Below are 25,201 nucleotides of genomic sequence, written 5' to 3' on the forward strand. Positions count from 1 at the left end.
GATAGAGGTTCTTTCTGACCAGCACCAATAAGAGTGAATGCATGATTTCGCGTCTTTTAACTGTTTCGATAGTCACTGCCCTTTTGGGTTCTTGTGTTACCCCACCATCGCCGATGATTAAGCGGAATACTCTTCTGCATAAACATCCTGCTACTGCAGACATACCGACGACACAGCTCCCTGACGCTGTGGGGACGGCCACTGTGCCGCTGCCTGACACTACGGAGACGCCGAATGCGCTGCTTTCTGATGCTGGTGGCCCGCTCCCGGTGATTCGTCGTGGTAATGGGGAAGTGATTAATCAGACTGTTGCTGCAACTCCACCGCCATCAATGGGTGTGGCTGGAAAAGGTAGCGCTATCTTTAACTTCGAAGGAGAGTCGTTGCAGGCTGTGGTCAAAGCCATTCTTGGCGACATGCTAGGGCAAAACTATTTCATTGCATCGGGTGTGCAGGGCACGGTGACTCTTTCCACACCTAAGCCTGTCTCGTCGGCACAGGCGCTGAGTCTCTTGGAGATGGTATTGGGTTGGAACAACGCACGGATGATTTATAACAATGGACGTTACAGCATTGTCCAGGCCGACCAGGCGCTAGCTGGTACGGTTGCGCCGAGTACTGCACCGTCGGCGGTTGCCCGTGGCTTTGAAGTCCGTGTGGTACCACTGAAGTACATCTCGGCGAGCGAGATGAAAAAAGTGCTTGATCCATACGCACGTCCTAATGCGATTGTCAGCATTGATACAACGCGTAACCTGATTACCCTTGCGGGTACCCGTGTTGAGCTAGAGAACTATCTGCGCACTGTTCAAATTTTCGATGTTGATTGGTTGTCTGGTATGTCGGTGGGTGTGTTCCCAATTCAATCAGGCAAGGCGGATAAAGTTGCTGCCGATTTGGAAAAAGTGTTTGGCGAGAGCGGAAAAACGCCTAGCGCCGGTATGTTCCGTTTTATGCCTCTGGAGAGTGCTAACGCTGTTTTGGTGATTACCCCACAGGCTAGTTATCTGGATCAGATTCAGAAATGGTTGGATAGTGTCGACAGTGTTGGAGGTGCTTTGAGTTTGTTCTCTTACGCGCTGAAGTACATCAAGGCCAATGATTTAGCTAATCGTCTGGCGGAAGTATTTGGGGTCGGTGCTAGGCGTGAAGATAGTAATGTGTCGCTGGCTCCAGGCGCGCAACTTGGCGTCTTGGGAAGTGGCGGCAGTGGCGATAACCTGCCAAGTGCTGGTGGTGGCGGTAGCCTTTCTGCTGTTCCCAGTAACGGAGGGGCGGATAACACGAGCAGTGCGAATGGTGGTTTGGGGGGCAGTACGCTCCAGTTGTCACCACGCACCCAAGGCAATGGCAGTGTGACTCTTCATGTGCAGGGCGATACCGTCGGTGTGTCGGCGGTGGAGGAAATTAATACCTTGCTGGTCCGTGCGACTCCCCAAGCGTGGAAATCGATACGTGATGTGATTGAGAAGCTTGATGTGATGCCGATGCAGGTACATATCGAAGCTCAGGTCGCTGAAGTCAGCCTCACCAACCAGCTCAGCTATGGTGTGAATTGGTTTTTCCAGAATTCTGTAAATGCTGCTGCTGATGCGGCGGATAATGGCGCTTCCAACGGGACTGGCATTGGCCTAGGTGCGGGCCTGCCTAGTGCCGCTGGGCGTTCGGGGTGGAAGAGCATTGCCGGTAAGGTCACCAGCAATGGGTTGGCTTGGACGTTCCTTGGAAAGAACGCCGCAGCGATTATCAATGCATTGGACCAAGTCACCCAGGTCCGTTTGCTACAGACGCCGTCAGTATTCGTGCGTAACAACGCCGAGGCCACGCTCAACGTGGGTGCGCGTATTCCAATCAATTCCACCTCAATTAACACCGGTCTGGGCAGTAACAGTACCTACTCCTCAGTGCAGTACATTGATACCGGCGTCATTTTGAAAGTGCGTCCGCGCGTGACTAAGGACGGAATGGTGTTTTTGGACATCGTACAGGAGGTCAGCACCCCTGGTTCACTGCCAGCGGCATGTAGCTCTGCTAGTTCGACGTTGGTCAACAGCGCCGCGTGCAATGTCCAGATCAACACACGCAGGATTAAGACGGAGGCCGCGGTGCAGAGTGGCGATACGATCATGCTTGCTGGCCTGATTGACAGTAATAGCGGTAAAGGCAGTAACGGGGTCCCGTTCCTGAGTAAGGTGCCGATAGTCGGTGGGTTGTTTGGTACGAAGGCGCAGAATAATAATCGCCGGGAAATCATTGTGTTACTGACCCCAGAGATTGTGCGTAACCCTCAGGAGGCGCGTAATCTTACTGATGAATACAGTCAAAAATTCAACGCAATGGAGCCATTACCAGGATTGAATACAAAATGAGCTTGATGTTGGGAAACTGCTGCTGGTGCCATGTTTCCCAAGAATTTTTAATGCTAATTAATTAAGCCATTTACTCATGTGGCATGAGTGTATGGCTTGGCGGCAATATAATGTTATGAAATTGTCTTTTTATGGTTATATTTTTTAATCGATTTATATTTAATATATTAAAATAATCAATCGCGTTTTTGTGATCAAAATATCAAAGAATATTGATTCGTATCGCTAGTATCACGATTATGATGTTATTAATTAATTGCAGTCATTGATCTATTCGATGTTGATTATGTTTAATGCCTGATGTTGTTTTGAAAGTTAAGGAGAGTTTTTATGCAAGTTAATATTTCGTTTTTTTGCTATTCCTTTGGTTAAACTCATGGGATATTGGCACATTATGTGATTTGGATCATTCAACGGAATGATAATGATATTGTGCATTTTATGATTACTTCGTTGGCATTGGCTTACGCCAATCGTTCATATTATGAAATTTAAGTTCAAATTGTAGTTTTTCTACGAATGGTTTATTTGTGGTATCGGCACACTGCGGCTAATTTAGTAACGAAACACGATTTTTAAGATATTTAAAGTGTATTGCCTAATACGTGGGTGCTGATGCTGCTACTAAAAATTTTCTTCTTTATTTATTAAGGAGGGTTGCTATGCGCGTTTTCATTTCGCTGTCTGCTGATATTGCTGCAGATAAGATGAAGAGAACTTTTTCATCAAGTCCAAAATATATAACCGATCAGTTATTTCTTGATTTAGGCAATCTGGGTCGAGTACTGGGGGGTGGATCATGGTATTTATAGCTCCACATAGTAGTAAACAGCATGGGAAGGAACCGCTGCATACTATTTTATTTGCTGCGTTGTCGCTGTCGCTTCCATATGCTGAAGAGGCTAGAGCCCAACTTTATATCAATGATGGTATTGATGGGCAATGTCAGAGGATCGTTGATTTTGGAAACACGACCATTGAGTCGAAAACTTCCCCCCTATGCAATGAAGATCCGTGGACTGTGACAGGTTACGCTCGTTTCTTCGGTGCCCCTGGAGCCACTGCTGACCAGGGGAACGCATCAAGAAGTCTTGCGCTGGGTGGGGTTTTATATGTCAATTCGGGTCAATTCGGTGTTAATGACGTTTTAAATAAAACGTATTCGATCCGTATGGGCAGTGTGATAACCATGAACACTATGGCGGGAACCAACGCAATTGCGATTGGTTCGGCGCAGAGTAGTGCGGCTGATGCACTGAAAGCGAGCTTGCAACCAAAGCAACTGGTGCTTGGCAATTGCAATTGGTGCAAAAGCCGATGGTGCACCGATACAGTGCATTAGTGGTGAGAGCAGTACTGCGGGACGCTTCTTCGGTGGAATTCGGCAGTCAAGGTGCCGTGCGGTTGGTGGCGGTGGTGGTTACAGTACCAGATGGAGCGGTGGCAATTGGGATTGAACTCGGTTGCTTCTACTGGCAAGCCTCTCAGGGTACGACCCAACAAAAACGATTTCCACTGGCTTCAGCGGCCTGGAAAAGCACACTGGCAGCAGTCAGTATCGGCGATGTAAGTAGCAATTTTAAGACGCGTCAGTCTCAGGTTTGGCGGCAGGCACATCAAACGATCAGTTGAATGTTGCTCGAGCAGGTCGTTGACGGTGGCCAAAGGCTGGAACCTTACGGCGTCGGGGCCAAGTGGCAACGTAGGTCTCAGGGTTCGGTGGACCTGAAAAACACGACAAAAATCTGACGATTCAGCAAAAGCGATGAAGTAATGATGTGGAATTCAATTTGAACAAGGATGTCAAAGTGGCTGGGTGACCTGCTTTGCTGAATACCGATGGTGAAGGTAGGCACTGATGTTGCATTGGGTACGACGGGTTTGACGATTACCAATGGTCCTGCGGTGACTGCATCGGGTATTGATGCGGGCAGCAAGGTGATTAGCCATGTTGCGGCCGGTGAGGTGTCGGAGACGTCGACGGATGCGGTGAACGGCTCGCAGTTGAATGCAGTGCAAGTGCAAGCCAGTCAGCCGGTAACGTTTAGTGGAAACGAAGGGTCGGTGAAACGTAGCCTAGGTCAGGCGGTGGTGATTAGTGGTGAGAGCAGTACTGCGGGGACGTATTCAGGTGGGAATTTGAAGAGTGTGGTGGATGAAGCGGCTGGTGCGATTCATTTACAACTGGCGGATTCTCCGAAGTTTGGCAATGTGGTGATCAACAACGGCGGCAAGATCAGCGGGTTGACGGCAGGGACAGAGGATACGGATGCGGTCAACTTGAGTCAGTTGAAGTCGATCAGCGATACGGTGGATAAGGGGTGGACGCTGACGGCGTCAGGTGCCAATGGGAGCAAAGTGGTCTCTGGCGGTGCGGTGGACCTGAAGAACACAGATGGGAATCTGACGATCAGCAAATCCGATGATAGCAATGATGTGGTGTTTAACCTGTCCAAGGATTTCAAAGTGGATGGGATGACCTCAGGCACCACGGTCGTGAATAACGATGGCGTGAAGGTAGGCACTGATGTTGCGTTAGGTACGACGGGTTTGACGATTGCCAATGGTCCTGCGGTGACTGCATCGGGTATTGATGCGGGCAGCAAGGTCATCAGCCATGTTGCGGCGGGTGAGGTGTCGGAGACGTCGACGGATGCGGTGAACGGCTCGCAGTTGAATGCAGTGCAAGTGCAAGCCAGTCAGCCGGTAACGTTTTGGAAACGAAGGGTGGAAACGACGTAGGGTCAGGCGGTGAAACGTAGCCTAGGTCAGGCGGTGGTGATTAGTGGTGAGAGCAGTACTGCGGGGACGTATTCAGGTGGGAATTTGAAGAGTGTGGTGGATGAAGCGGCTGGTGCGATTCATTTACAACTGGCGGATTCTCCGAAGTTTGGCAATGTGGTGATCAACAACGGCGGCAAGATTAGCGGGCTGACGGCAGGGACAGAGGATACGGATGCGGTCAACTTGAGTCAGTTGAAGTCGATCAGCGATACGGTGGATAAGGGGTGGACGCTGACGGCGTCAGGTGCCAATGGGAGCAAAGTGGTCTCTGGCGGTGCGGTGGACCTGAAGAACACAGATGGGAATCTGACGATCAGCAAATCCGATGATAGCAATGATGTGGTGTTTAACCTGTCCAAGGATTTCAAAGTGGATGGGATGACCTCAGGCACCACGGTCGTGAATAACGATGGCGTGAAGGTAGGCACTGATGTTGCGTTAGGTACGACGGGTTTGACGATTGCCAATGGTCCTGCGGTGACTGCATCGGGTATTGATGCGGGCAGCAAGGTGATTAGCCATGTTGCGGCCGGTGAGGTGTCGGAGACGTCGACGGATGCGGTGAACGGCTCGCAGTTGAATGCAGTGCAAGTGCAAGCCAGTCAGCCGGTAACGTTTAGTGGAAACGAAGGGTCGGTGAAACGTAGCCTAGGTCAGGCGGTGGTGATTAGTGGTGAGAGCAGTACTGCGGGGACGTATTCAGGTGGGAATTTGAAGAGTGTGGTGGATGAAGCGGCTGGTGCGATTCATTTACAACTGGCGGATTCTCCGAAGTTTGGCAATGTGGTGATCAACAACGGCGGCAAGATCAGCGGGTTGACGGCAGGGACAGAGGATACGGATGCGGTCAACTTGAGTCAGTTGAAGTCGATCAGCGATACGGTGGATAAGGGGTGGACGCTGACGGCGTCAGGTGCCAATGGGAGCAAAGTGGTCTCTGGCGGTGCGGTGGACCTGAAGAACACAGATGGGAATCTGACGATCAGCAAATCCGATGATAGCAATGATGTGGTGTTTAACCTGTCCAAGGATTTCAAAGTGGATGGGATGACCTCAGGCACCACGGTCGTGAATAACGATGGCGTGAAGGTAGGCACTGATGTTGCGTTAGGTACGACGGGTTTGACGATTGCCAATGGTCCTGCGGTGACTGCATCGGGTATTGATGCGGGCAGCAAGGTCATCAGCCATGTTGCGGCGGGTGAGGTGTCGGAGACGTCGACGGATGCGGTGAACGGATCGCAGTTGAATGCAGTGCAAGTGCAAGCCAGTCAGCCGGTAACGTTTAGTGGAAACGAAGGGTCGGTGAAACGTAGCCTAGGTCAGGCGGTGGTGATTAGTGGTGAGAGCAGTACTGCGGGGACGTATTCAGGTGGGAATTTGAAGAGTGTGGTGGATGAAGCGGCTGGTGCGATTCATTTACAACTGGCGGATTCTCCGAAGTTTGGCAATGTGGTGATCAACAACGGCGGCAAGATTAGCGGGCTGACGGCAGGGACAGAGGATACGGATGCGGTCAACTTGAGTCAGTTGAAGTCGATCAGCGATACGGTGGATAAGGGGTGGACGCTGACGGCGTCAGGTGCCAATGGGAGCAAAGTGGTCTCTGGCGGTGCGGTGGACCTGAAGAACACAGATGGGAATCTGACGATCAGCAAATCCGATGATAGCAATGATGTGGTGTTTAACCTGTCCAAGGATTTCAAAGTGGATGGGATGACCTCGGGCACCACGGTCGTGAATAACGATGGCGTGAAGGTGGGTAGCGATGTTGCATTGGGTACGACGGGTTTGACGATTACCAATGGTCCTGCGGTGACTGCATCGGGTATTGATGCGGGCAGCAAGGTCATCAGCCATGTTGCGGCGGTGAGGTGTCGGAGACGTCGACGGATGCGGTGAACGGATCGCAGTTGAATGCAGTGCAAGTGCAAGCCAGTCAGCCGGTAACGTTTAGTGGAAACGAAGGGTCGGTGAAACGTAGCCTAGGTCAGGCGGTGGTGATTAGTGGTGAGAGCAGTACTGCGGGGACGTATTCAGGTGGGAATTTGAAGAGTGTGGTGGATGAAGCGGCTGGTGCGATTCATTTACAACTGGCGGATTCTCCGAAGTTTGGCAATGTGGTGATCAACAACGGCGGCAAGATTAGCGGGCTGACGGCAGGGACAGAGGATACGGATGCGGTCAACTTGAGTCAGTTGAAGTCGATCAGCGATACGGTGGATAAGGGGTGGACGCTGACGGCGTCAGGTGCCAATGGGAGCAAAGTGGTCTCTGGCGGTGCGGTGGACCTGAAGAACACAGATGGGAATCTGACGATCAGCAAATCCGTGATAGCAATGATGTGGTGTTTAACCTGTCCAAGGATTTCAAAGTGGATGGGATGACCTCGGGCACCACGGTCGTGAATAACGATGGCGTGAAGGTGGGTAGCGATGTTGCATTGGGTACGACGGGTTTGACGATTACCAATGGTCCTGCGGTGACTGCATCGGGTATTGATGCGGGCAGCAAGGTGATTAGCCATGTTGCGGCCGGTGAGGTGTCGGAGACGTCGACGGATGCGGTGAACGGCTCGCAGTTGAATGCAGTGCAAGTGCAAGCCAGTCAGCCGGTAACGTTTAGTGGAAACGAAGGGTCGGTGAAACGTAGCCTAGGTCAGGCGGTGGTGATCAGTGGCGAGAGCAGTACTGCGGGGACGTATTCAGGTGGGAATTTAAAGAGTGTGGTGGATGAAGCGGCTGGTGCGATTCATTTACAACTGGCGGATTCTCCGAAGTTTGGCAATGTGGTGATCAACAACGGCGGCAAGATTAGCGGGCTGACGGCAGGGACAGAGGATACGGATGCGGTCAACTTGAGTCAGTTGAAGTCGATCAGCGATACGGTGGATAAGGGGTGGACGCTGACGGCGTCAGGTGCCAATGGGAGCAAAGTGGTCTCTGGCGGTGCGGTGGACCTGAAGAACACAGATGGGAATCTGACGATCAGCAAATCCGATGATAGCAATGATGTGGTGTTTAACCTGTCCAAGGATTTCAAAGTGGATGGGATGACCTCGGGCACCACGGTCGTGAATAACGATGGCGTGAAGGTGGGTAGCGATGTTGCATTGGGTACGACGGGTTTGACGATTACCAATGGTCCTGCGGTGACTGCATCGGGTATTGATGCGGGCAGCAAGGTGATTAGCCATGTTGCGGCCGGTGAGGTGTCGGAGACGTCGACGGATGCGGTGAACGGATCGCAGTTGAATGCAGTGCAAGTGCAAGCCAGTCAGCCGGTAACGTTTAGTGGAAACGAAGGGTCGGTGAAACGTAGCCTAGGTCAGGCGGTGGTGATTAGTGGTGAGAGCAGTACTGCGGGGACGTATTCAGGTGGGAATTTGAAGAGTGTGGTGGATGAAGCGGCTGGTGCGATTCATTTACAACTGGCGGATTCTCCGAAGTTTGGCAATGTGGTGATCAACAACGGCGGCAAGATTAGCGGGCTGACGGCAGGGACAGAGGATACGGATGCGGTCAACTTGAGTCAGTTGAAGTCGATCAGCGATACGGTGGATAAGGGGTGGACGCTGACGGCGTCAGGTGCCAATGGGAGCAAAGTGGTCTCTGGCGGTGCGGTGGACCTGAAGAACACAGATGGGAATCTGACGATCAGCAAATCCGATGATAGCAATGATGTGGTGTTTAACCTGTCCAAGGATTTCAAAGTGGATGGGATGACCTCAGGCACCACGGTCGTGAATAACGATGGCGTGAAGGTAGGCACTGATGTTGCGTTAGGTACGACGGGTTTGACGATTGCCAATGGTCCTGCGGTGACTGCATCGGGTATTGATGCGGGCAGCAAGGTGATTAGCCATGTTGCGGCCGGTGAGGTGTCGGAGACGTCGACGGATGCGGTGAACGGCTCGCAGTTGAATGCAGTGCAAGCGCAAGCCAGTCAGCCGGTAACGTTTAGTGGAAACGAAGGCTCGGTGAAACGGACCCTGGTCAGGCGGTGGTGATCAGTGGCGAGAGCAGTACTGCGGGGACGTATTCAGGTGGGAATTTAAAGAGTGTGGTGGATGAAGCGGCTGGTGCGATTCATTTACAACTGGCGGATTCTCCGAAGTTTGGCAATGTGGTGATCAACAACGGCGGCAAGATCAGCGGGTTGACAGCAGGGACAGAGGATACGGATGCGGTCAACTTGAGTCAGTTGAAGTCGATCAGCGATACGGTGGATAAGGGGTGGACGCTGACGGCATCTGGTGCCAATGGGAGCAAAGTGGTCTCTGGTGGTGCGGTGGACCTGAAGAACACAGATGGGAATCTGACGATCAGCAAATCCGGTGATAGCAATGATGTGGTGTTTAACCTGTCCAAGGATTTCAAAGTGGATGGGATGACCTCAGGCACCACGGTCGTGAATAACGATGGCGTGAAGGTAGGCACTGATGTTGCGTTAGGTACGACGGGTTTGACGATTGCCAATGGTCCTGCGGTGACTGCATCGGGTATTGATGCGGGCAGCAAGGTGATTAGCCATGTTGCGGCCGGTGAGGTGTCGGAGACGTCGACGGATGCGGTGAACGGCTCGCAGTTGAATGCAGTGCAAGCGCAAGCCAGTCAGCCGGTAACGTTTAGTGGAAACGAAGGGTCGGTGAAACGGACCCTAGGTCAGGCGGTGGTGATCAGTGGCGAGAGCAGTACTGCGGGGACGTATTCAGGTGGGAATTTAAAGAGTGTGGTGGATGAAGCGGCTGGTGCGATTCATTTACAACTGGCGGATTCTCCGAAGTTTGGCAATGTGTTGATCAACAACGGCGGCAAGATCAGCGGGTTGACAGCAGGGACAGAGGATACGGATGCGGTCAACTTGAGTCAGTTGAAGTCGATCAGCGATACGGTGGATAAGGGGTGGACGCTGACGGCATCTGGTGCCAATGGGAGCAAAGTGGTCTCTGGCGGTGCGGTGGACCTGAAGAACACAGATGGGAATCTGACGATCAGCAAATCCGGTGATAGCAATGATGTGGTGTTTAACCTGTCCAAGGATTTCAAAGTGGATGGGATGACCTCAGGCACCACGGTCGTGAATAACGATGGCGTGAAGGTAGGCACTGATGTTGCGTTAGGTACGACGGGTTTGACGATTGCCAATGGTCCTGCGGTGACTGCATCGGGTATTGATGCGGGCAGCAAGGTGATTAGCCATGTTGCGGCCGGTGAGGTGTCGGAGACGTCGACGGATGCGGTGAACGGCTCGCAGTTGAATGCAGTGCAAGCGCAAGCCAGTCAGCCGGTAACGTTTAGTGGAAACGAAGGCTCGGTGAAACGGACCCTAGGTCAGGCGGTGGTGATCAGTGGCGAGAGCAGTACTGCGGGGACGTATTCAGGTGGGAATTTGAAGAGTGTGGTGGATGAAGCGGCTGGTGCGATTCATTTACAACTGGCGGATTCTCCGAAGTTTGGCAATGTGTTGATCAACAACGGCGGCAAGATTAGCGGGCTGACGGCAGGGACAGAGGATACGGATGCGGTCAACTTGAGTCAGTTGAAGTCGATCAGCGATACGGTGGATAAGGGGTGGACGCTGACAGCGTCAGGTGCCAATGGGAGCAAAGTGGTCTCTGGCGGTGCGGTGGACCTGAAGAACACAGATGGGAATCTGACGATCAGCAAATCCGGTGATAGCAATGATGTGGTGTTTAACCTGTCCAAGGATTTCAAAGTGGATGGGATGACCTCAGGCACCACGGTCGTGAATAACGATGGCGTGAAGGTCGGTAGCGATGTTGCGTTAGGTACGACGGGTTTGACGATTACCAATGGTCCTGCGGTGACTGCATCGGGTATTGATGCAGGCAGCAAGGTGATTAGCCATGTTGCGGCCGGTGAGGTGTCGGAGACGTCGACGGATGCGGTGAACGGCTCGCAGTTGAATGCAGTGCAAGCGCAAGCCAGTCAGCCGGTAACGTTTAGTGGAAACGAAGGCTCGGTGAAACGGACCCTGGGTCAGGCGGTGGTGATTAGTGGTGAAAGCAGTACTGCGGGGACGTATTCAGGTGGGAATTTAAAGAGTGTGGTGGATGAAGCAGCTGGTGCGATTCATTTACAATTGGCGGATTCTCCGAAGTTTGGCAATGTGTTGATCAACAACGGCGGCAAGATCAGCGGGTTGACAGCAGGGACAGAGGATACGGATGCGGTCAACTTGAGTCAGTTGAAGTCGATCAGCGATACGGTGGATAAGGGGTGGACGCTGACAGCGTCAGGTGCCAATGGGAGCAAAGTGGTCTCTGGCGGTGCGGTGGACCTGAAGAACACAGATGGGAATCTGACGATCAGCAAATCCGGTGATAGCAATGATGTGGTGTTTAACTTGTCTGAGGATCTTAAGGAGAAAAGTGTAACGGTGGGTAACACTCAGCTGGACAAGGATGGGGTGAAGGTGAGCAGTGATGTTTTGCTGAATTCTAAGTCGTTAGTGATTATGAGCCATTCATCCACTTCATCTGTCAAGACTTTGGAAGATGGAGAAAGTGTTGTTAACAGGACGGTTGTGAATGGCGATGGTGTGAATATTGATGATGTTGTTGTTGTTAATGATCTTGGGTTATCAATTGTCGGTGGGGCGTCGGTTACGTTGAGTGGTATCAATGCTGGCAGCCATAAGATCACTAATGTGACGGCAGGGACGGAGGATACGGATGCGGTCAACTTGAGTCAGTTGAAGTCGGTCAGCGAGGCGGTTGATAAGGGGTGGACGTTGACGGCGTCGGGTGCCAATGGGAGCAGTGTGGTGTCTGGCGGTACGGTGGATCTGAAGAATACGGATGGGAATCTGACGATCAGTAAATCCAGCGATAGCAATGATGTGGTGTTTAACCTGTCCAAGGATTTCAAAGTGGATGGGGTGACTGCAGGCAATACTGTGGTGAACACCGATGGTGTGAAGGTGGGTAGCGATGTTTCGTTGGGTGCAATGGGATTATTCATTGCTAATGGACCTTCGGTGACGGCTTCAGGGTTCAATGCGGGTGACAAAGTCATCAGCCATGTTGCAGTGGGTATGGCAGATACAGATGCGGTTAACGTCAGTCAATTGAAGCAGGCAGTACAGAATGTGAGTGTCAAAGCGACTCGCTATTACAGTACGAATGATGGTGGCACCCAGGGAGGTAACTATGATGGTGATGGTGCGACAGGCAGTAAGGCTGTCGCGGCCGGTGTTGGTACGCAGGCATCTGGTGAAGGGGCGACAGCGGTGGGATCTGGTGCTGCTTCGAGTGGCAAAGGTTCTACGGCGATTGGCCGTAATGCGATTGCTAGTGCTGATGGCAGTGTGGCTTTGGGTGATGGTGCAAAGGATGGTGGGCGTGGTGCAGAAAGTTACACTGGGAAATATTCAGGTGTACAGAACAATACGATGGGAACTGTTTCGGTAGGTGATGCTGCTAAGGGGGAAACCCGTTCGATCAGTAATGTGGCTGATGCTAAGGAGGAGACGGATGCGGTGAATTTGCGCCAGCTTGATGCTGTGGCCCAGAAGTCAAATCTTCAAACGGATGATATGAGGCATGAGATCAATAATATAGAGGATGTTTTTAAGGTCACTAAAGGTGACAGTACTCCAAGTGTTAAAGGGATGGGGGTCAATGCGATGGCCATTGGTACCAATGCTGCAGTTTCAGGTACAGATAGTGTTGCGTTGGGTAAGAATACGAATGTGTCTGCTGATAATGCGGTTGCTATTGGTAATGATTCAGTAGCTGACCGCGCAAACAGTGTTTCGGTGGGATCTGCGGGTTCTCAGAGGCAGGTGACGAATGTGGCTGCAGGCACTGCTGATACGGATGCGGTCAATGTAAGTCAACTCAATCAAGGCTTGATCACTGCCAAGCAGTACACGGATGGGATGGTAGGGAATCTCCGTAGGGAGACTAACGGGGGTGTGGCCGCAGCGATTGCGACGGCAAATCTCCCGCAGGCTTATGTTCAGGGACGAGGGATGACCTCTGTTGGAGTCAGTAGTTATCAGGGTCAGTCGGCGATTGCGGTGGGTGTTTCAGCGGTTTCTGACAGTGGGCATTGGGTGTTCAAGTTCAGTGGTAGTGCGAATACCCGTAGTCACGTGGGTGTAGGTGCAGGTGTGGGTTATCAGTGGTGAGTGTAGTTTGTGGGGCGGGGAGTGGTTCTCCGCCCTACCTCAGTGTGCTGTGTGTAATGCTTTGGTTTGGCAACTGGATTTTCTAGATGTCCACGCGATCATTGCTAAGTAAGGCTAGTCGAAGTCGTGGGTTTCATGAAAGAGGAATCTAGGTTTGTTACTCAGTAATTGGTTATGTGGTCTGGTTATTGTCAATGAATAAGTATGGGGCGTAGCAAGGTGGTAAGGGTGTGTAGGTAGTTAATTTAATGGCTTATAACTATCGATTTAATTTATTCCATTGATTTGATAAATTAATAAGGGGTGCTTAAGCTATATATCATTCTGAGTTCTACACTTTCCGCCACCAACAGGAAATACTCAATGTCTGTTCTCAACACTGAAATACTTTCATTCAAAGCGACTGCTTACAAGAATGGCCAATTCGTTGAAGTTTCGGAGGCGGTTTTCAAGGGAAAGTGGGCTGTGTTTGTTTTCTATCCTGCTGATTTTACTTTCGTCTGTCCGACTGAACTGGAAGATTTGGCTGATCATTATGAGGAATTCCAGAAGTATGGGGTTGAGATATATTCGGTTTCCACAGACACGCATTTTTCACATAAGGCTTGGCACGATATTTCACCAGCGATTGGCAAGATTAAGTATGCGATGATCGGTGATCCGACGCATGAGATCAGTCGGAATTTCAATGTGTTGCGCCCAAGTGGTTTGGCTGATCGCGGCACCTTCATCATTGATCCGCAGGGTGTGATTCAGTCGGTGGAGATTACTGCTGAGGGCATTGGCCGTGATGCAAAAGAACTCTTGCGTAAGGTTAAAGCTGCGATTTATGTTGCCAATCATCCTGGCGAGGTTTGCCCAGCTAAGTGGGAAGAAGGCGGGAAAACTCTGGCACCGTCGTTGGATTTGGTCGGTAAAATCTGAATTGCGAGACATCCTCGGCCAACAACGCGGTCGAGGATGATTTCATGAACTAAAAAGCTGGTACTCCGACGCGTCTGTTGCGTCGCAGTTTTGTATGTGGGGATATATTTGCTGTTGATTCCCTTTATATATCCTCGTCGGCGATTTGCCGTGCAGCGACGCCGTGTGCTTTTAATCCTCCTCTCCAGGAGATAGTTATGTTTGATGAAAGTTTGAAGGCTCAGCTGAAAGCCTATTTGGATCGGGTGATTCGCTCCATTCATATTCATGCTTCTGTCGACGAGAGTCACAAGTCGCGTGAGATGCTCGATTTACTCGAAAATATTGTGCTGCTTTCGGGCAAGAAGGTCGTTCTGGAGGTGCATCGTGACGATGATAAGCGAAAGCCATCCTTTGGGTTGAGTACTCCAGGAGAGAGTATTTCGATACGTTTTGCTGGTTTGCCGATGGGGCACGAGTTTGCTTCATTGGTGCTTGGGTTGTTACAGGTTGGTGGGCATCCTCCTAAAGTGGCTGATGATCTTATTGAGCGGGTACGTAACCTGGATGGTCATTATCGTTTTGAGACCTATTTTTCAGTTTCTTGTCAGAGTTGCCCGGATGTGGTGCAGGCACTGAATATGGCTGCGGTGTTGAATCCGCAGATTGAGCATGTGGCTATTGACGGTGCATTGTTCCAGGATGAGGTTGAGGCGCGCCAGATTATGTCAGTACCAACGGTGTATTTGAATGGCGAGCTGTTTGGTCAGGGGCGTATGACGTTGGAACAGATTGTTGCCAAGCTTGATAGTGGTGCGGCCAAGCGCACAGCCGAGAGTATCCAGGCTAAGGCTGTTTTTGACGTGTTGGTGGTTGGTGCCGGTCCGGCTGGTGTTGCAGCGGCGGTATATGCTGCGCGCAAGGGGGTCCGGACGGGTTTGGTCGCTGAGCGCTTTGGTGGCCAAGTGTTGGATACCATGACGATCGAGAACTTCATATCTGTTCCGGAAACTGATGGCCCGAGGATGGCTGCGGCGCTGGAGCAGCATGTGCGTCAGTATGAGGTCGATATCATGAATTTGCAGCGTGTCGAGACGTTGGTACCGGCTGGAGAGAACGGCTTTATCGAGGTCAGATTGGCCAGTGGTGCGTCGCTGAGCAGCCGCACAGTGATTCTCTCTACGGGTGCACGTTGGCGTCAGATGAATGTGCCTGGTGAGGATGAGTATCGAAACAAGGGGGTTGCTTATTGTCCGCATTGTGATGGCCCGTTGTTCAAGGGTAAGCGTGTCGCGGTGATTGGCGGTGGTAATTCGGGAGTCGAGGCAGCGATCGATTTGGCTGGAATTGCTTCATATGTCACGTTGCTTGAGTTCGATACCAAACTGCGTGCCGACGAAGTATTGCAACGCAAGCTACGCAGTATGTCGAATGTGGAAGTCATCATGGGTGCCCAGACCACCGAGGTACGTGGTGATGGAAAGAAGGTGACTGGTTTGGTCTATGTTGATCGCAGTACTGGTGGAAGCTTTATATTGGCGTTGGAAGGAGTGTTTGTGCAGATTGGTCTGTTACCCAATACCGAGTGGTTGAAAGGTAGGGTGGAATTGTCTCCCCGTGGAGAAATTGTCGTTGATGAACGTGGTCATACCAGCTTACCAGGTGTGTTCGCTGCTGGTGATGCGACCACGGTGCCGTATAAGCAGATTGTTATTGCGATGGGGGAGGGGTCTAAAGCCGCGTTGAGTGCTTTCGATTATCTGATTCGTAATGTGGTTGAAATTACTGGAATTGCTCAGGCACAGGCAGCGTGAGCCAATGCAGTACAGCGGTTTAACTTTATGTTGCTTAGTCTTGATGTTGTTGCAATACCTAAGTGTGGAATTACATTCCCTCCTTTGCCGCGAGGTTTGGCTTTATGAACCTGCGTGACTTGAAATATCTGATTGCTCTGGCCGATTACAAGCACTTTGGCCGTGCTGCAACTGCATGTTTTGTCAGTCAGCCGACGCTATCTACGCAAATCAAGAAGTTGGAAGGCGAGCTTGGCGTGTCGTTAGTCGAGCGTGCGCCGCGTAAGGTCATGATGACCCCGGCTGGGCGCGAAGCGGCGATCCGTGCGCGTAGCATTGTTGCCGAGGTTGAGGAAATGAAGGAAGCTGCGCGGCGTAGCCGTGATCCGGAGGCTGGTGCCGTGCGTTTGGGTATTTTCCCAACCCTCGGTCCGTATTTGTTGCCCCACGTAGTACCGAGTATCCGTTATCGTTTTCCACAATTGGAACTGTTGCTGGTTGAGGAGAAAAGTGACGAATTGCTCGCACAGTTGCGTGAAGGTAAGTTGGATGCAGCGTTGTTGGCATTGCCGTTACATGATGAACAATTGCACACAGAATTTTTGTTTGAGGAGCCGTTCGTGTTGGCAGTCCCAGAGGGGCATCCGTTGGCTACACGTCGTGAGATGACGATGGAAGAATTAGCCGACGAACGTTTGTTGTTACTGCAAGATGGCCACTGTCTGCGTGAGCAGGCATTAGATGTGTGCCATATGACGGGTGCATCGGAGAAGTCGGAGTTTCAGGCTACGAGCTTGGAGACTTTGCGACAGATGGTCGTTGCTAATGTGGGTATCACGCTGCTGCCGTTGCTCTCAGTCAAGCCGCCGGTAGTCTGTTCGGAAAGTATTCGTCTGATTAATTTTCCTTTGGACAAACAGCCTAGTCGCCGAATCGCCATGGTGTGGCGACGCAGTTCTGCGATGACGACATTTCTGGAGAGGTTTTCTAGCATGTTCAAGGAATTGCCAAAGGAGTTGTTTGACTTGCCTCAGACCGCGGTACTGTACAAAGGTCGGTAGCTTTTCCGGTCGTGTCGGAGTTAAGCGCGAGTCTGTGGGTTACTTACCCGTTGTTATTTTGGAGTCAGGGATGCTTAGATGTTGGTGTTAAGATTGCGGATTATTTAAGGTTTCTTGCTCTTTCATGAAGCTGCTTGCCTTCGAAACGTCCACTGAGGCATGTTCGGTTGCCGTGCAGGTCGATGGGTGTGTTTTGGAGCGTTTTGAAATTGCGCCTCGTCGCCATGCTGAACTCGTATTGTCATGGGCTGAGCAGCTCTTGGCCGAGGCGGGCATCAGTCGTCGGCAGCTTGATGCGATTGCACTTGGGTGCGGCCCAGGTGCCTTCACTGGTGTGCGTCTGGGGATCAGTCTGGCCCAGGGGATTGCGTTGGCTTTGGATAAGCCTTTATTACCCATCTCGACTCTGCACGTCCTTGCCATGCGTGCCTTGCCCGATGCACCACGTGTGCTGGCGACCATTGATGCTCGTATGGGTGAGGTATATGCCGCAATTTTCGTGCGATGTAACGGCATACTGGTGCCGAGTGGCCCAGAAGGTGTTTGCGTACCGGATAGCATCGTATTACCGGGAAGTGATCGTGATTGGCATGCAGTCGGTACCGGCCTTGCAGCAAGTCATGGCTTACTGCAGCGGTGTCTGGCGTCGCGGTTGGCAGCTACTGATGCGTTTGCTATGCCGCACGCAGGTGATGTCTTGGCTTTGGCAATATCGGTGTTGTCACGTGGCGAGGGTGTTGCTCCAGAATGCGTAGAGCCAGTGTATTTGCGTAATAACGTTGCTCTTACTCTGAGTCAGCAGCGTGCTATGTAGGTGTCTGATTGAGTAGTGTGTCTGCATGTTACCGCAGTACCTTCTGCTCTCAATCGCTGTTGAATACGTTCAGCTAGCCAATTTGCGATATGGGCAGCTTCGGGGCAGGTGTGTTCATGCAAAAAATTATTGTGAGGAAGTAAAGAGATTGTTCCGCTTGTGTCTTTGGTTGTACAAAACTCTGGGAATTGATGGCTTTGGTTTAACTAATTTCCCATTTCCATTAGTGCAATGTGTCAAAGAAATTGGAGCTTCGTGATCGAAAACTATGAAATTGTGTTTTGTTGAGGGAAGCGGTTATCTCCCCGGCACAGGTCTGTTTTACTTGTGAGCGTGAAAGCCGTTTGTTGTGATTGATGAGATTCGAAGTCCTGTACTATGCTGTGAAAGCAGTGTAGATGATTAAGTTGTTATTTTTCTGCTGTAATTTGAGGGCTAATTCGACTCATCAGCAGATCTAATATGGGTTTCTTGCATTTCCGATGTTGGCATGACTACACTTGCAGCCTTGTCTAGCAGCTCTTACGGTGTGAGCTATGAAGCCCGAAATTCATCCAATTTATCGTGAAGTTGTCTTTCACGATGTGACTTCCAATTTCAAGTTTCTCACCCGTTCCACCATGGGGACTAAGGAAACTACTTTGTGGGAAGACGGACTGGAGTATCCGTTGGTCAAGGTTGAAATATCCTCGGCCTCGCATCCCTTTTATACAGGTAAGCATAAACTTGTGGACACGAGTGGTCGTATTGATAAGTTTAAAAAGCGTTACGCACGTTAAGTTGCCTATTTTTTATGTATTTTGCGATTCACGCAGATTGCATGAGCGTTTTAAGGATAACCCAAGAGGCGGATCTATAAGCGCTCAACTATTAAGGTGGTTTCCTTTGCATACATCTTTTTTTGTGGATGTCTGTAATAGCTCAAGCGCATTATTCTTTGATACCTAACAACCGCCCTTACGGTTTGCCGTTTGGGCGTCTTTCCATTGTTAAGGAGCCCACGCTATGTCCGATCTTGATAAGGTCACGCTCAATGCTGGTGAGACTTCTCTCGTTTTACCGGTTTTGAAACCCACGTTAGGTAATGGTTGCGTTGATATTGCCAAGTTGACAAAGGAAACCGGGCTGTTTACTTACGACTCTGGTTTTACGGCAACTGCAAGCTGTAAGTCTGCCATCACTTACATTGATGGTGAAAAGGGTGTGTTGTTGTACCGCGGCTATCCGATTGAGCAGTTAGCCGAGCACTCCAGTTTTTTGGAGGTCGCTTATTTGTTGATGAACGGTGAGTTACCGAGAAAAGACGAGTTTGCCAAGTTTGATGATGAAATTACGCATCACACGATGATGCATGAGTCGTTGAAGAACTTTCTTGGCGGTTTTCATTATGATGCACATCCAATGGCTATGTTGGCTGCTTCGGTGGCTTCGCTGTCGGCGTTCTACCACGATACCCTTGATTTGAACGATCTTGAGCAACGTCGCTTAGCTGCAATTCGTTTGATCGCTAAGGTGCCGACGCTTGCAGCGGCAGCGCATCGCTACTCGATTGGCTGGCCGATCCGTTATCCACGAAACAATCTTGGTTATGTCGAGCGCTTTTTGCATATGATGTTTGAAGTGCCTAGTGAACCGCTGCAGTTGAATCCAGTCGTGATCAAAGCTCTGGATTTACTGTTTATTTTGCATGCTGATCATGAGCAGAACGCTTCGACATCAACAGTCCGTTTGGTGGGTTCGACTGGCGCTAATCCTTATGCATCGGTTGCCGCGGGTATCACCGCGTTGTGGGGACCGGCACACGGCGGCGCTAATGAGGCCGTGTTAAAGATGTTGGAGGAGATTGGTGATGCTAAGAATGTTGACTTGGTTATTGCAAAAGCGAAAACCAAGGACAAAAACTCTCCATTCCGTTTGATGGGTTTCGGCCATCGTGTCTATAAACATTTTGATCCACGTGCGAAAATCATCCGTGAGATGGCACACACAGTTCTTGGTGAGTTAGGTGTGAACGATCCGCTACTGGAAGTAGCATTAAAGTTGGAAGAGGCAGCGCTGAAGGATGATTACTTTGTGCAGCGTAAGTTGTACCCTAACGTTGATTTTTATTCGGGCATCATCTACAAAGCCATCAACATTCCTTTGGAAATGTTTACAGTGATGTTTGCCATCGCGCGTACCGCAGGGTGGGTTTCTCATTGGCTTGAGCAGCAAGTCGACCCGGAGATGAAAATCAGCAGGCCGCGCCAAATTTACACAGGTCATCGCGAGCGTGACTACAAAGATGCTAGGTAAGGGTAAAGAGACTCTTACATCTTCCAATGTGCTTATCAGATGAAGGCCCTATTGTGGATGTCTGACAGCAACCGCGCGTAATAACGCGAATAGAGTCACCAGGAACAGCGGCTCAAACAACGTGAGGTGCTGACAATGTATAGATGGACCACCACATTCAATGAGCTATTCCCCGACCCGAGAACTGCTCGGATGGCGGGGAAGGGAGCTTTAGTATTAACGCTTAGAAAATTGGGTGGCGCGGCGGGCTTTGTGTAGGCCTACTTTCTTGCGTTCGACTTCACGTGGGTCACGAGTCATAAAGCCAGCCTTACGCAGCTCAGGTTTCAGTGACGTATCATATTCTACTAATGCCCTTGCAATACCAAGACGAATCGCTCCTGCTTGGCCAGTTGTACCGCCACCAGTTGCAGTGATTAAAATATCGAAGTTTGAGACGTTTTTGGTCAATTCAAGTGGTTGGCGAACGATCATGCGTGCGGTTTCCCGACCGAAGAACTCATCCAGAGGACGACCATTGACACTAATATTACCTGACCCTTTACGTAGAAATACGCGGGCGGTGGAGGATTTGCGGCGACCAGTGCCGTAGTTTTGTGTGATAGGCATTGATTTATATGTCCAGAACTTGTGGCTGCTGCGCGGTGTGTGGATGCTTGGAGCCCGTGTAGACTTTAAGCTTGCGGTACATAGCGCGGCCTAGTGGCCCTTTCGGAAGCATGCCTTTGACTGCGATCTCAAGCACTCGCTCCGGATGGCGTTGCAGCGCTTGTCCGAGGCTCTCACTCTTAAGATTGCCTACATATCCGGTGAAGCGGTGGTAGTACTTATCAGTGAGTTTTTTGCCTGTAACAACGACCTTCTCGGCATTAATCACGACAAGATAATCGCCTGTATCAACATGGGGAGTGTAGACAGGTTTCGTTTTGCCGAGTAGGCGGCGCGCCAACTCTGTTGCAAGGCGACCGAGGGTCTTGCCTTCGGCGTCAACAAGATACCAGTCACGCTGTACGGTCTCGTTTTTTGCAGTGAACGTAGTCATTAAGGAATCTTAATATGGTTGTCGGGCTCATTCCACCGGATGCACTCGAAGGAACTCTGCCGCGCGTTGTTAAAATTATTTGTTGTAATACAACAAAAGCTGTTGGAATAGTTTTTGGAATTACAAGAATCTTCGTGGATCCTACTTGAAGGTTGGCATTATGTGCAAGTACCAAGTACGGTGTTGGCAAGAGAATAGTGATGCTGTGACAATGTTGCACATGGACGCTACTCTTTCGACACGCCGCCACAGCCATCTGGATTCATTGTTGATAGAAACTCAGCGTGTGTTTGAGGTGGTTTTCGGTCATCCAGTTGCGCAGCGTCCCAGTCCTGCCAACGCTTTTCCTAATCTGTTACTGTCCCCCAAAGATCGTCGGCATGCTGCGGGACTCATGCGAATTAATCATGTTGGCGAGATCTGTGCCCAGGGGCTGTACTTTGGTCAGGTTTTGGTTGCGCGCAAGCAGGAGTTGCGTCGGCACTTGTTGAAAGCGGCTCAAGAGGAAACTGACCATTTGTCTTGGTGCTCAGATCGATTGTATGAATTGGAGAGCAGACCAAGCTTATTCAATCCGTTTTGGTACTCCGGCAGTTATATCTTGGGTGTTTTTGCTGGATTGCTTGGTGATCCGTGGAGTTTGGGGTTTGTGGTCGAGACAGAGCGTCAAGTTGAGGCACATTTGGAGAAACACTTGCAGGTTCTTCCGGAGAGCGATGCGCGTAGCCGCGAGATCCTCCGTGTGATGAAGGTGGAGGAGGCCCGCCACGCTGACCAAGCTGACCACGCTGGGGCGCGTTTGTTACCTTCACCGATTACAGGGGCGATGGCGTGGGCGGCACGCCTAATGAAAGTCGTTGCTTACCGAATTTGAGCTTGGGACATGACTAGTCATGCTGATTATCTATATTTGATTCGGCTTGGTTTTGTCTTCACTTCTCCTAATATTGACGTAGAAGTGTGCTAAGGCGTTGTGCATGACTCACAAGGAGAAAAACAACCCTGACATGTTCACAGGGCTTGTCACGAAGTTCCAAAACGCTTATTCGGCCAAATTGCGTCCGTGAAATAACTCCTCAATTTCAAGTTTGAGTAATGCTTCTATTTTCATGCGTTCCTTGAATGAAAGATTCCTTGCTTTTTCTTCAAACAGATACTGATCCAGATCAAAGTCTTTCAAATGCATTTTTGTGTGAAAGATATTTTCCTGGTACACGTTCACATCGAACATTTCGTAGCGTGACTTGATGCTTTTGGAAAGAAAGTTCTGGATCGAGTTGATTTTATGGTCAATGAAATGCTTTTTTCCCTTTACGTCACGCGTGAAGCCGCGTACACGGTAATCCATGATCACGATGTCTGACTCCAGGCTTTCGATCAAATAGTTCAGTGCTTTGAGTGGCGATATGACCCCGCAGGTTGCCACGTCGATATCAGCACGGAAAGTTGCGATCCCTTCCTGTGGATGGGTCTCAGGATAGGTGTGAACCGTGATGTGACTCTTATCCATGTGCGTAACCACTGCATCGGAGATCAATTCTTTGCCTGCTTGCTTTTTATCGATTACAGGCTCTTCGGAGATCAAAATGGTGACTGAGGCTCCTTGGGGATCGTAATCTTGTCGGGCGATATTGAGGATGTTAGCCCCGATGATCTCAGCCACGTCGGTTAGGATCTGAGTCAGGCGATCAGCGTCATAGCGCTCGTCAATATAATCGATGTAACGCTGACGCTCCTCTTCGGTACGTGCGTAGCATACGTCGTAGATATTGAAGCTCAGCGCCTTGGTGAGGTTGTTGAATCCTTGTAACCTCAGGCGAGGCAATGGCTTGACCATGTCGGCTGATCCTGGAATAAGAGAGAAGCGGGAAGAAGAAATTATGCGGCAAAGTTCTCAGCAGCGAAATGCCATTGCTAGTGATGGTTTACGCGTGGCAATGAAGACCGCTAAGCTTAGCGGATTGGAATGCGGACCTAATATGACTATAGGGAACACTACGAGTGTGACAACGGTACGTAACGCTACTCCGCCTTTAGCTCTCGACAATGCGGCGATCGAGCGCTTCTTGGCTCACAGTCATCGACGCCGCTACCCCAACCGAACGGATGTGTTTAGGCCTGGTGACCCTGCTGGAACCCTTTACTATGTTATCAGCGGGTCTATCAGCATCATCGCCGAGGAAGACGATCATCGTGAGCTGGTTCTTGGCTATTTCGGAGCAGGTGAGTTTGTGGGTGAGATGGGTTTATTCATCGAATCCGATGCTCGTGAAGTCATCTTACGTACACGGACTCAGTGTGAATTGGCTGAGGTAAGTTACGAGCGCTTGCACCAGCTGTTGCAAGGCAGTTTAGCGAGTGATGCGCCGCGGATTTTGTATGCGATAGGTATGCAGTTATCTAAGCGTTTATTGCTTACCACCCGTAAGGCGAGTCGTCTGGCTTTTCTGGATGTGGGGGATCGGATCTTGCGCACCTTACATGATCTGGCTCGCGATCCAGAGGCAATGAGTCATCCTCAGGGTACACAGTTGAGGGTGTCACGTCAGGAGCTTGCGCGTCTGGTTGGATGCTCGCGTGAAATGGCTGGACGTGTGCTTAAGAAGTTGCAAGCGGATGGTCTGTTACATGCGCGCGGCAAAACCGTTGTTCTGTACGGAACGCGTTGACCCGGTTCCCATCAAGTGCACAGTGCTGGGCGATACTCGGTACCGTGCATGACCGGCGCGTTCGTCTGTGAATAGCTGTATACCGTTTCATACAGAGAAAAAAGTGGGAATATGGATTAAACCTTGTAGAGGAGATCAAGAACCATGCCTTTGCAAAGTACTCTGCTCCTTTCTGGCAGTGCTATCTTTATCTTGTTTTTCTGATTCCACTCTGTTTTAACCTAATTGCTGCAATTAATGTCTTGCAATACATACATGTGATGCTCGATTCGAGCATCATCTGGCCGTGCGGGTAATTCCGCGCATTGGTATCTTGAGCTGATTCGTCCTTCTTCTGGGCCCTTGTACCGTTCCGTCTGGTAGGGTATCTCCCTGCCTGATAAAGGGACGCTTTGTGTGGTATGGAGGCTTCTCGTGCAGACCATTTGGCCGGTCACGGCAGCAATTGGAACGATGTTGTTTCCATATTCAGCAAGCTGTCCTTAGCAGCGCATTGCAGCGTAGTTACTGCTCAGTCTTATCGGACAGGAAAACCCTGTTTTACTGAATACGACAGCGGCCTGATCGTTTTGTAAGTGCTACAGCGTCTATTTTGAAATTAACCCGGATATTTTTTGAAATTAATCTCACTTTTGAAAAAAGTAGTGATATAAATACCTCTCTCCAAGAAGCAGCTGCGTTTAGTCAATGATCGCAGCATTGGAGGAAATAGAAAGCCGATGCTTAGGTATCATCGGTCCACGCACACGGTCGGGGTGCATCTTAATGTCAATGAGTCGAGTGATGAGAGAGTTGACGTATGAAGAAGCTTTAAAAGTTGATGGTCAGGGTGGCGCTGCTGCCGCGTTCCTGGAAGGAGCCGGAGCAGGTGCCCTTGCTGGCCATTTTGTTGGTGGTCCTGTGGGTTGTGCTTTCGGGGCACTGATTGGTGGTGGCATATGTGCTGCCCTGTATTTCCTCTGAATGGATGAGTGCTATCAATGAGTAATGCAATGCGTGAGTTAAAAATCGAAGAGATTGAATGCGTCGTTGGTACCCACGGTGGTACTAGCCAAGGTTTTGCTATGGGTGTTACGATCGGCGCGTGTCTTGGTTTTCTGGCTGGTGGCCCTGTTGGTGCGTTTGCAGGCGCGGTGAGTGGCGGCATGCACGGCGCGATGATGGGGCATTATCTTTTTTGAATTCGGATTGATCTCCTTCAAGGGGTCTAGGACCCGTTCTGGGCCCCTCTTGGTATTGTGCGATCCATGCAAAGGGAAATATTCATGAAGATTCACGGTTTAGATCAGAAGTCCTACATTTTTAGTTTATGTT

Annotated in this window: 16 protein-coding genes and 2 pseudogenes; 15 read left to right on the top strand and 3 right to left on the bottom strand. The window is 50.5% G+C overall.

Going from position 1 to position 25,201, the window contains the following annotated elements:
* Nucleotides 1-41: 41 nt before the first annotated feature.
* The 10 genes and pseudogenes from gspD (at nt 42) to F7G16_RS07475 (ending at nt 20,176) form a co-directional block, all read left to right on the top strand.
* Nucleotides 42-2,369 (top strand): type II secretion system secretin GspD, encoded by a 2,328-nt coding sequence (gene gspD / locus F7G16_RS07430; protein ID WP_038232863.1) that lies wholly within the window; start codon nt 42-44, stop codon nt 2,367-2,369.
* A gap of 1,400 nt (nt 2,370-3,769) precedes the next feature.
* Nucleotides 3,770-8,433 (top strand): annotated as a pseudogene (locus F7G16_RS12770) (beta strand repeat-containing protein); the annotation flags it as partial.
* A 255-nt stretch (nt 8,434-8,688) separates the two neighbouring features.
* Nucleotides 8,689-9,162: pseudogene (locus F7G16_RS12775) on the top strand (hypothetical protein); the annotation flags it as partial.
* On the top strand, nt 9,156-13,310 hold the full coding sequence (locus tag F7G16_RS12780; RefSeq protein ID WP_243857827.1) for a YadA family autotransporter adhesin: 4,155 nt from the start codon (nt 9,156-9,158) through the stop codon (nt 13,308-13,310). The pseudogene F7G16_RS12775 and the gene F7G16_RS12780, both read left to right, overlap by 7 nt.
* A gap of 363 nt (nt 13,311-13,673) precedes the next feature.
* Nucleotides 13,674-14,234 carry an alkyl hydroperoxide reductase subunit C gene (gene ahpC, locus F7G16_RS07450; RefSeq protein ID WP_004087859.1) on the top strand — a complete coding sequence of 187 codons (561 nt, stop codon included), beginning with the start codon at nt 13,674-13,676 and terminating at the stop codon, nt 14,232-14,234.
* 197 nt (nt 14,235-14,431) lie between these two features.
* Nucleotides 14,432-16,027: an alkyl hydroperoxide reductase subunit F gene (gene ahpF, locus F7G16_RS07455; RefSeq protein WP_004087860.1), complete on the top strand. Its 1,596-nt coding sequence runs from the start codon at nt 14,432-14,434 to the stop codon at nt 16,025-16,027.
* Between the two features lie 104 nt (nt 16,028-16,131).
* Nucleotides 16,132-17,067, top strand: coding sequence for a LysR substrate-binding domain-containing protein (locus F7G16_RS07460; RefSeq protein WP_004087861.1), 936 nt, complete (start codon nt 16,132-16,134; stop codon nt 17,065-17,067).
* Between the two features lie 124 nt (nt 17,068-17,191).
* Nucleotides 17,192-17,881 carry a tRNA (adenosine(37)-N6)-threonylcarbamoyltransferase complex dimerization subunit type 1 TsaB gene (gene tsaB, locus F7G16_RS07465; RefSeq protein ID WP_004087862.1) on the top strand — a complete coding sequence of 230 codons (690 nt, stop codon included), beginning with the start codon at nt 17,192-17,194 and terminating at the stop codon, nt 17,879-17,881.
* A 536-nt stretch (nt 17,882-18,417) separates the two neighbouring features.
* The gene (locus tag F7G16_RS07470) at nt 18,418-18,660 is read left to right on the top strand and encodes a type B 50S ribosomal protein L31 (RefSeq protein WP_004087863.1); all 243 of its coding nucleotides are present in this window, start codon (nt 18,418-18,420) and stop codon (nt 18,658-18,660) included.
* A 226-nt stretch (nt 18,661-18,886) separates the two neighbouring features.
* The gene (locus F7G16_RS07475; protein WP_004087864.1) at nt 18,887-20,176 is read left to right on the top strand and encodes a citrate synthase; all 1,290 of its coding nucleotides are present in this window, start codon (nt 18,887-18,889) and stop codon (nt 20,174-20,176) included.
* Nucleotides 20,177-20,392: 216 nt separating this feature from the next.
* Here F7G16_RS07475 and rpsI read toward each other — a convergent pair whose 3' ends face one another.
* Entirely contained in the window at nt 20,393-20,785 is a 393-nt protein-coding gene (gene rpsI / locus F7G16_RS07480; protein WP_004087865.1) for a 30S ribosomal protein S9, read from the bottom strand.
* 4 nt (nt 20,786-20,789) lie between these two features.
* Entirely contained in the window at nt 20,790-21,218 is a 429-nt protein-coding gene (rplM, locus tag F7G16_RS07485) for a 50S ribosomal protein L13 (protein WP_004083669.1), read from the bottom strand.
* A gap of 220 nt (nt 21,219-21,438) precedes the next feature.
* Here rplM and coq7 point away from each other — a divergent pair, with 220 nt between their 5' ends.
* A complete protein-coding gene (gene coq7 / locus F7G16_RS07490) occupies nt 21,439-22,092 on the top strand; it encodes a 2-polyprenyl-3-methyl-6-methoxy-1,4-benzoquinone monooxygenase (protein ID WP_011097769.1) in 654 nt (217 codons plus the stop codon).
* A gap of 168 nt (nt 22,093-22,260) precedes the next feature.
* Here the strand turns inward: coq7 and speD are convergent, their stop codons facing one another.
* Nucleotides 22,261-23,055, bottom strand: a complete 795-nt coding sequence (gene speD / locus F7G16_RS07495) for an adenosylmethionine decarboxylase (RefSeq protein ID WP_004087867.1) — start codon at nt 23,053-23,055, stop codon at nt 22,261-22,263.
* Between the two features lie 142 nt (nt 23,056-23,197).
* Between speD and crp the strand changes: the two genes are divergently transcribed.
* From crp to F7G16_RS07515, 4 genes are all read left to right on the top strand, one after another.
* Entirely contained in the window at nt 23,198-23,887 is a 690-nt protein-coding gene (gene crp / locus F7G16_RS07500) for a cAMP-activated global transcriptional regulator CRP (RefSeq protein ID WP_011097770.1), read from the top strand.
* A 401-nt stretch (nt 23,888-24,288) separates the two neighbouring features.
* Entirely contained in the window at nt 24,289-24,462 is a 174-nt protein-coding gene (locus F7G16_RS07505) for a hypothetical protein (protein ID WP_225621606.1), read from the top strand.
* Nucleotides 24,463-24,658: 196 nt separating this feature from the next.
* A complete protein-coding gene (locus tag F7G16_RS07510) occupies nt 24,659-24,850 on the top strand; it encodes a Blp family class II bacteriocin (RefSeq protein WP_243857828.1) in 192 nt (63 codons plus the stop codon).
* 17 nt (nt 24,851-24,867) lie between these two features.
* On the top strand, nt 24,868-25,068 hold the full coding sequence (locus F7G16_RS07515; protein ID WP_004087870.1) for a hypothetical protein: 201 nt from the start codon (nt 24,868-24,870) through the stop codon (nt 25,066-25,068).
* The last annotated feature ends 133 nt before the right edge of the window (nt 25,069-25,201 follow it).

It is taken from the genome of Xylella fastidiosa, assembly GCF_011801475.1.
GTDB classification, from domain to species: Bacteria; Pseudomonadota; Gammaproteobacteria; order Xanthomonadales; family Xanthomonadaceae; genus Xylella; species Xylella fastidiosa.

Excerpts from the sequence above, each read along its gene's own strand:
- tsaB (WP_004087862.1), top strand. The coding sequence starts at position 17,192 with ATGAAGCTGCTTGCCTTCGAAACGTCCACTGAGGCATGTTCGGTTGCC.
- coq7 (WP_011097769.1), top strand. The coding sequence starts at position 21,439 with ATGGACGCTACTCTTTCGACACGCCGCCACAGCCATCTGGATTCATTG.
- rpsI (WP_004087865.1), bottom strand. The coding sequence starts at position 20,785 with ATGCCTATCACACAAAACTACGGCACTGGTCGCCGCAAATCCTCCACC.
- rplM (WP_004083669.1), bottom strand. The coding sequence starts at position 21,218 with ATGACTACGTTCACTGCAAAAAACGAGACCGTACAGCGTGACTGGTAT.
- F7G16_RS07460 (WP_004087861.1), top strand. The coding sequence starts at position 16,132 with ATGAACCTGCGTGACTTGAAATATCTGATTGCTCTGGCCGATTACAAG.
- speD (WP_004087867.1), bottom strand. The coding sequence starts at position 23,055 with ATGGTCAAGCCATTGCCTCGCCTGAGGTTACAAGGATTCAACAACCTC.
- gspD (WP_038232863.1), top strand. The coding sequence starts at position 42 with ATGATTTCGCGTCTTTTAACTGTTTCGATAGTCACTGCCCTTTTGGGT.
- F7G16_RS07470 (WP_004087863.1), top strand. The coding sequence starts at position 18,418 with ATGAAGCCCGAAATTCATCCAATTTATCGTGAAGTTGTCTTTCACGAT.
- ahpF (WP_004087860.1), top strand. The coding sequence starts at position 14,432 with ATGTTTGATGAAAGTTTGAAGGCTCAGCTGAAAGCCTATTTGGATCGG.
- F7G16_RS07505 (WP_225621606.1), top strand. The coding sequence starts at position 24,289 with ATGGAGGCTTCTCGTGCAGACCATTTGGCCGGTCACGGCAGCAATTGG.
- F7G16_RS07475 (WP_004087864.1), top strand. The coding sequence starts at position 18,887 with ATGTCCGATCTTGATAAGGTCACGCTCAATGCTGGTGAGACTTCTCTC.
- F7G16_RS07515 (WP_004087870.1), top strand. The coding sequence starts at position 24,868 with ATGAGTAATGCAATGCGTGAGTTAAAAATCGAAGAGATTGAATGCGTC.
- ahpC (WP_004087859.1), top strand. The coding sequence starts at position 13,674 with ATGTCTGTTCTCAACACTGAAATACTTTCATTCAAAGCGACTGCTTAC.
- crp (WP_011097770.1), top strand. The coding sequence starts at position 23,198 with ATGACTATAGGGAACACTACGAGTGTGACAACGGTACGTAACGCTACT.
- F7G16_RS07510 (WP_243857828.1), top strand. The coding sequence starts at position 24,659 with ATGAGTCGAGTGATGAGAGAGTTGACGTATGAAGAAGCTTTAAAAGTT.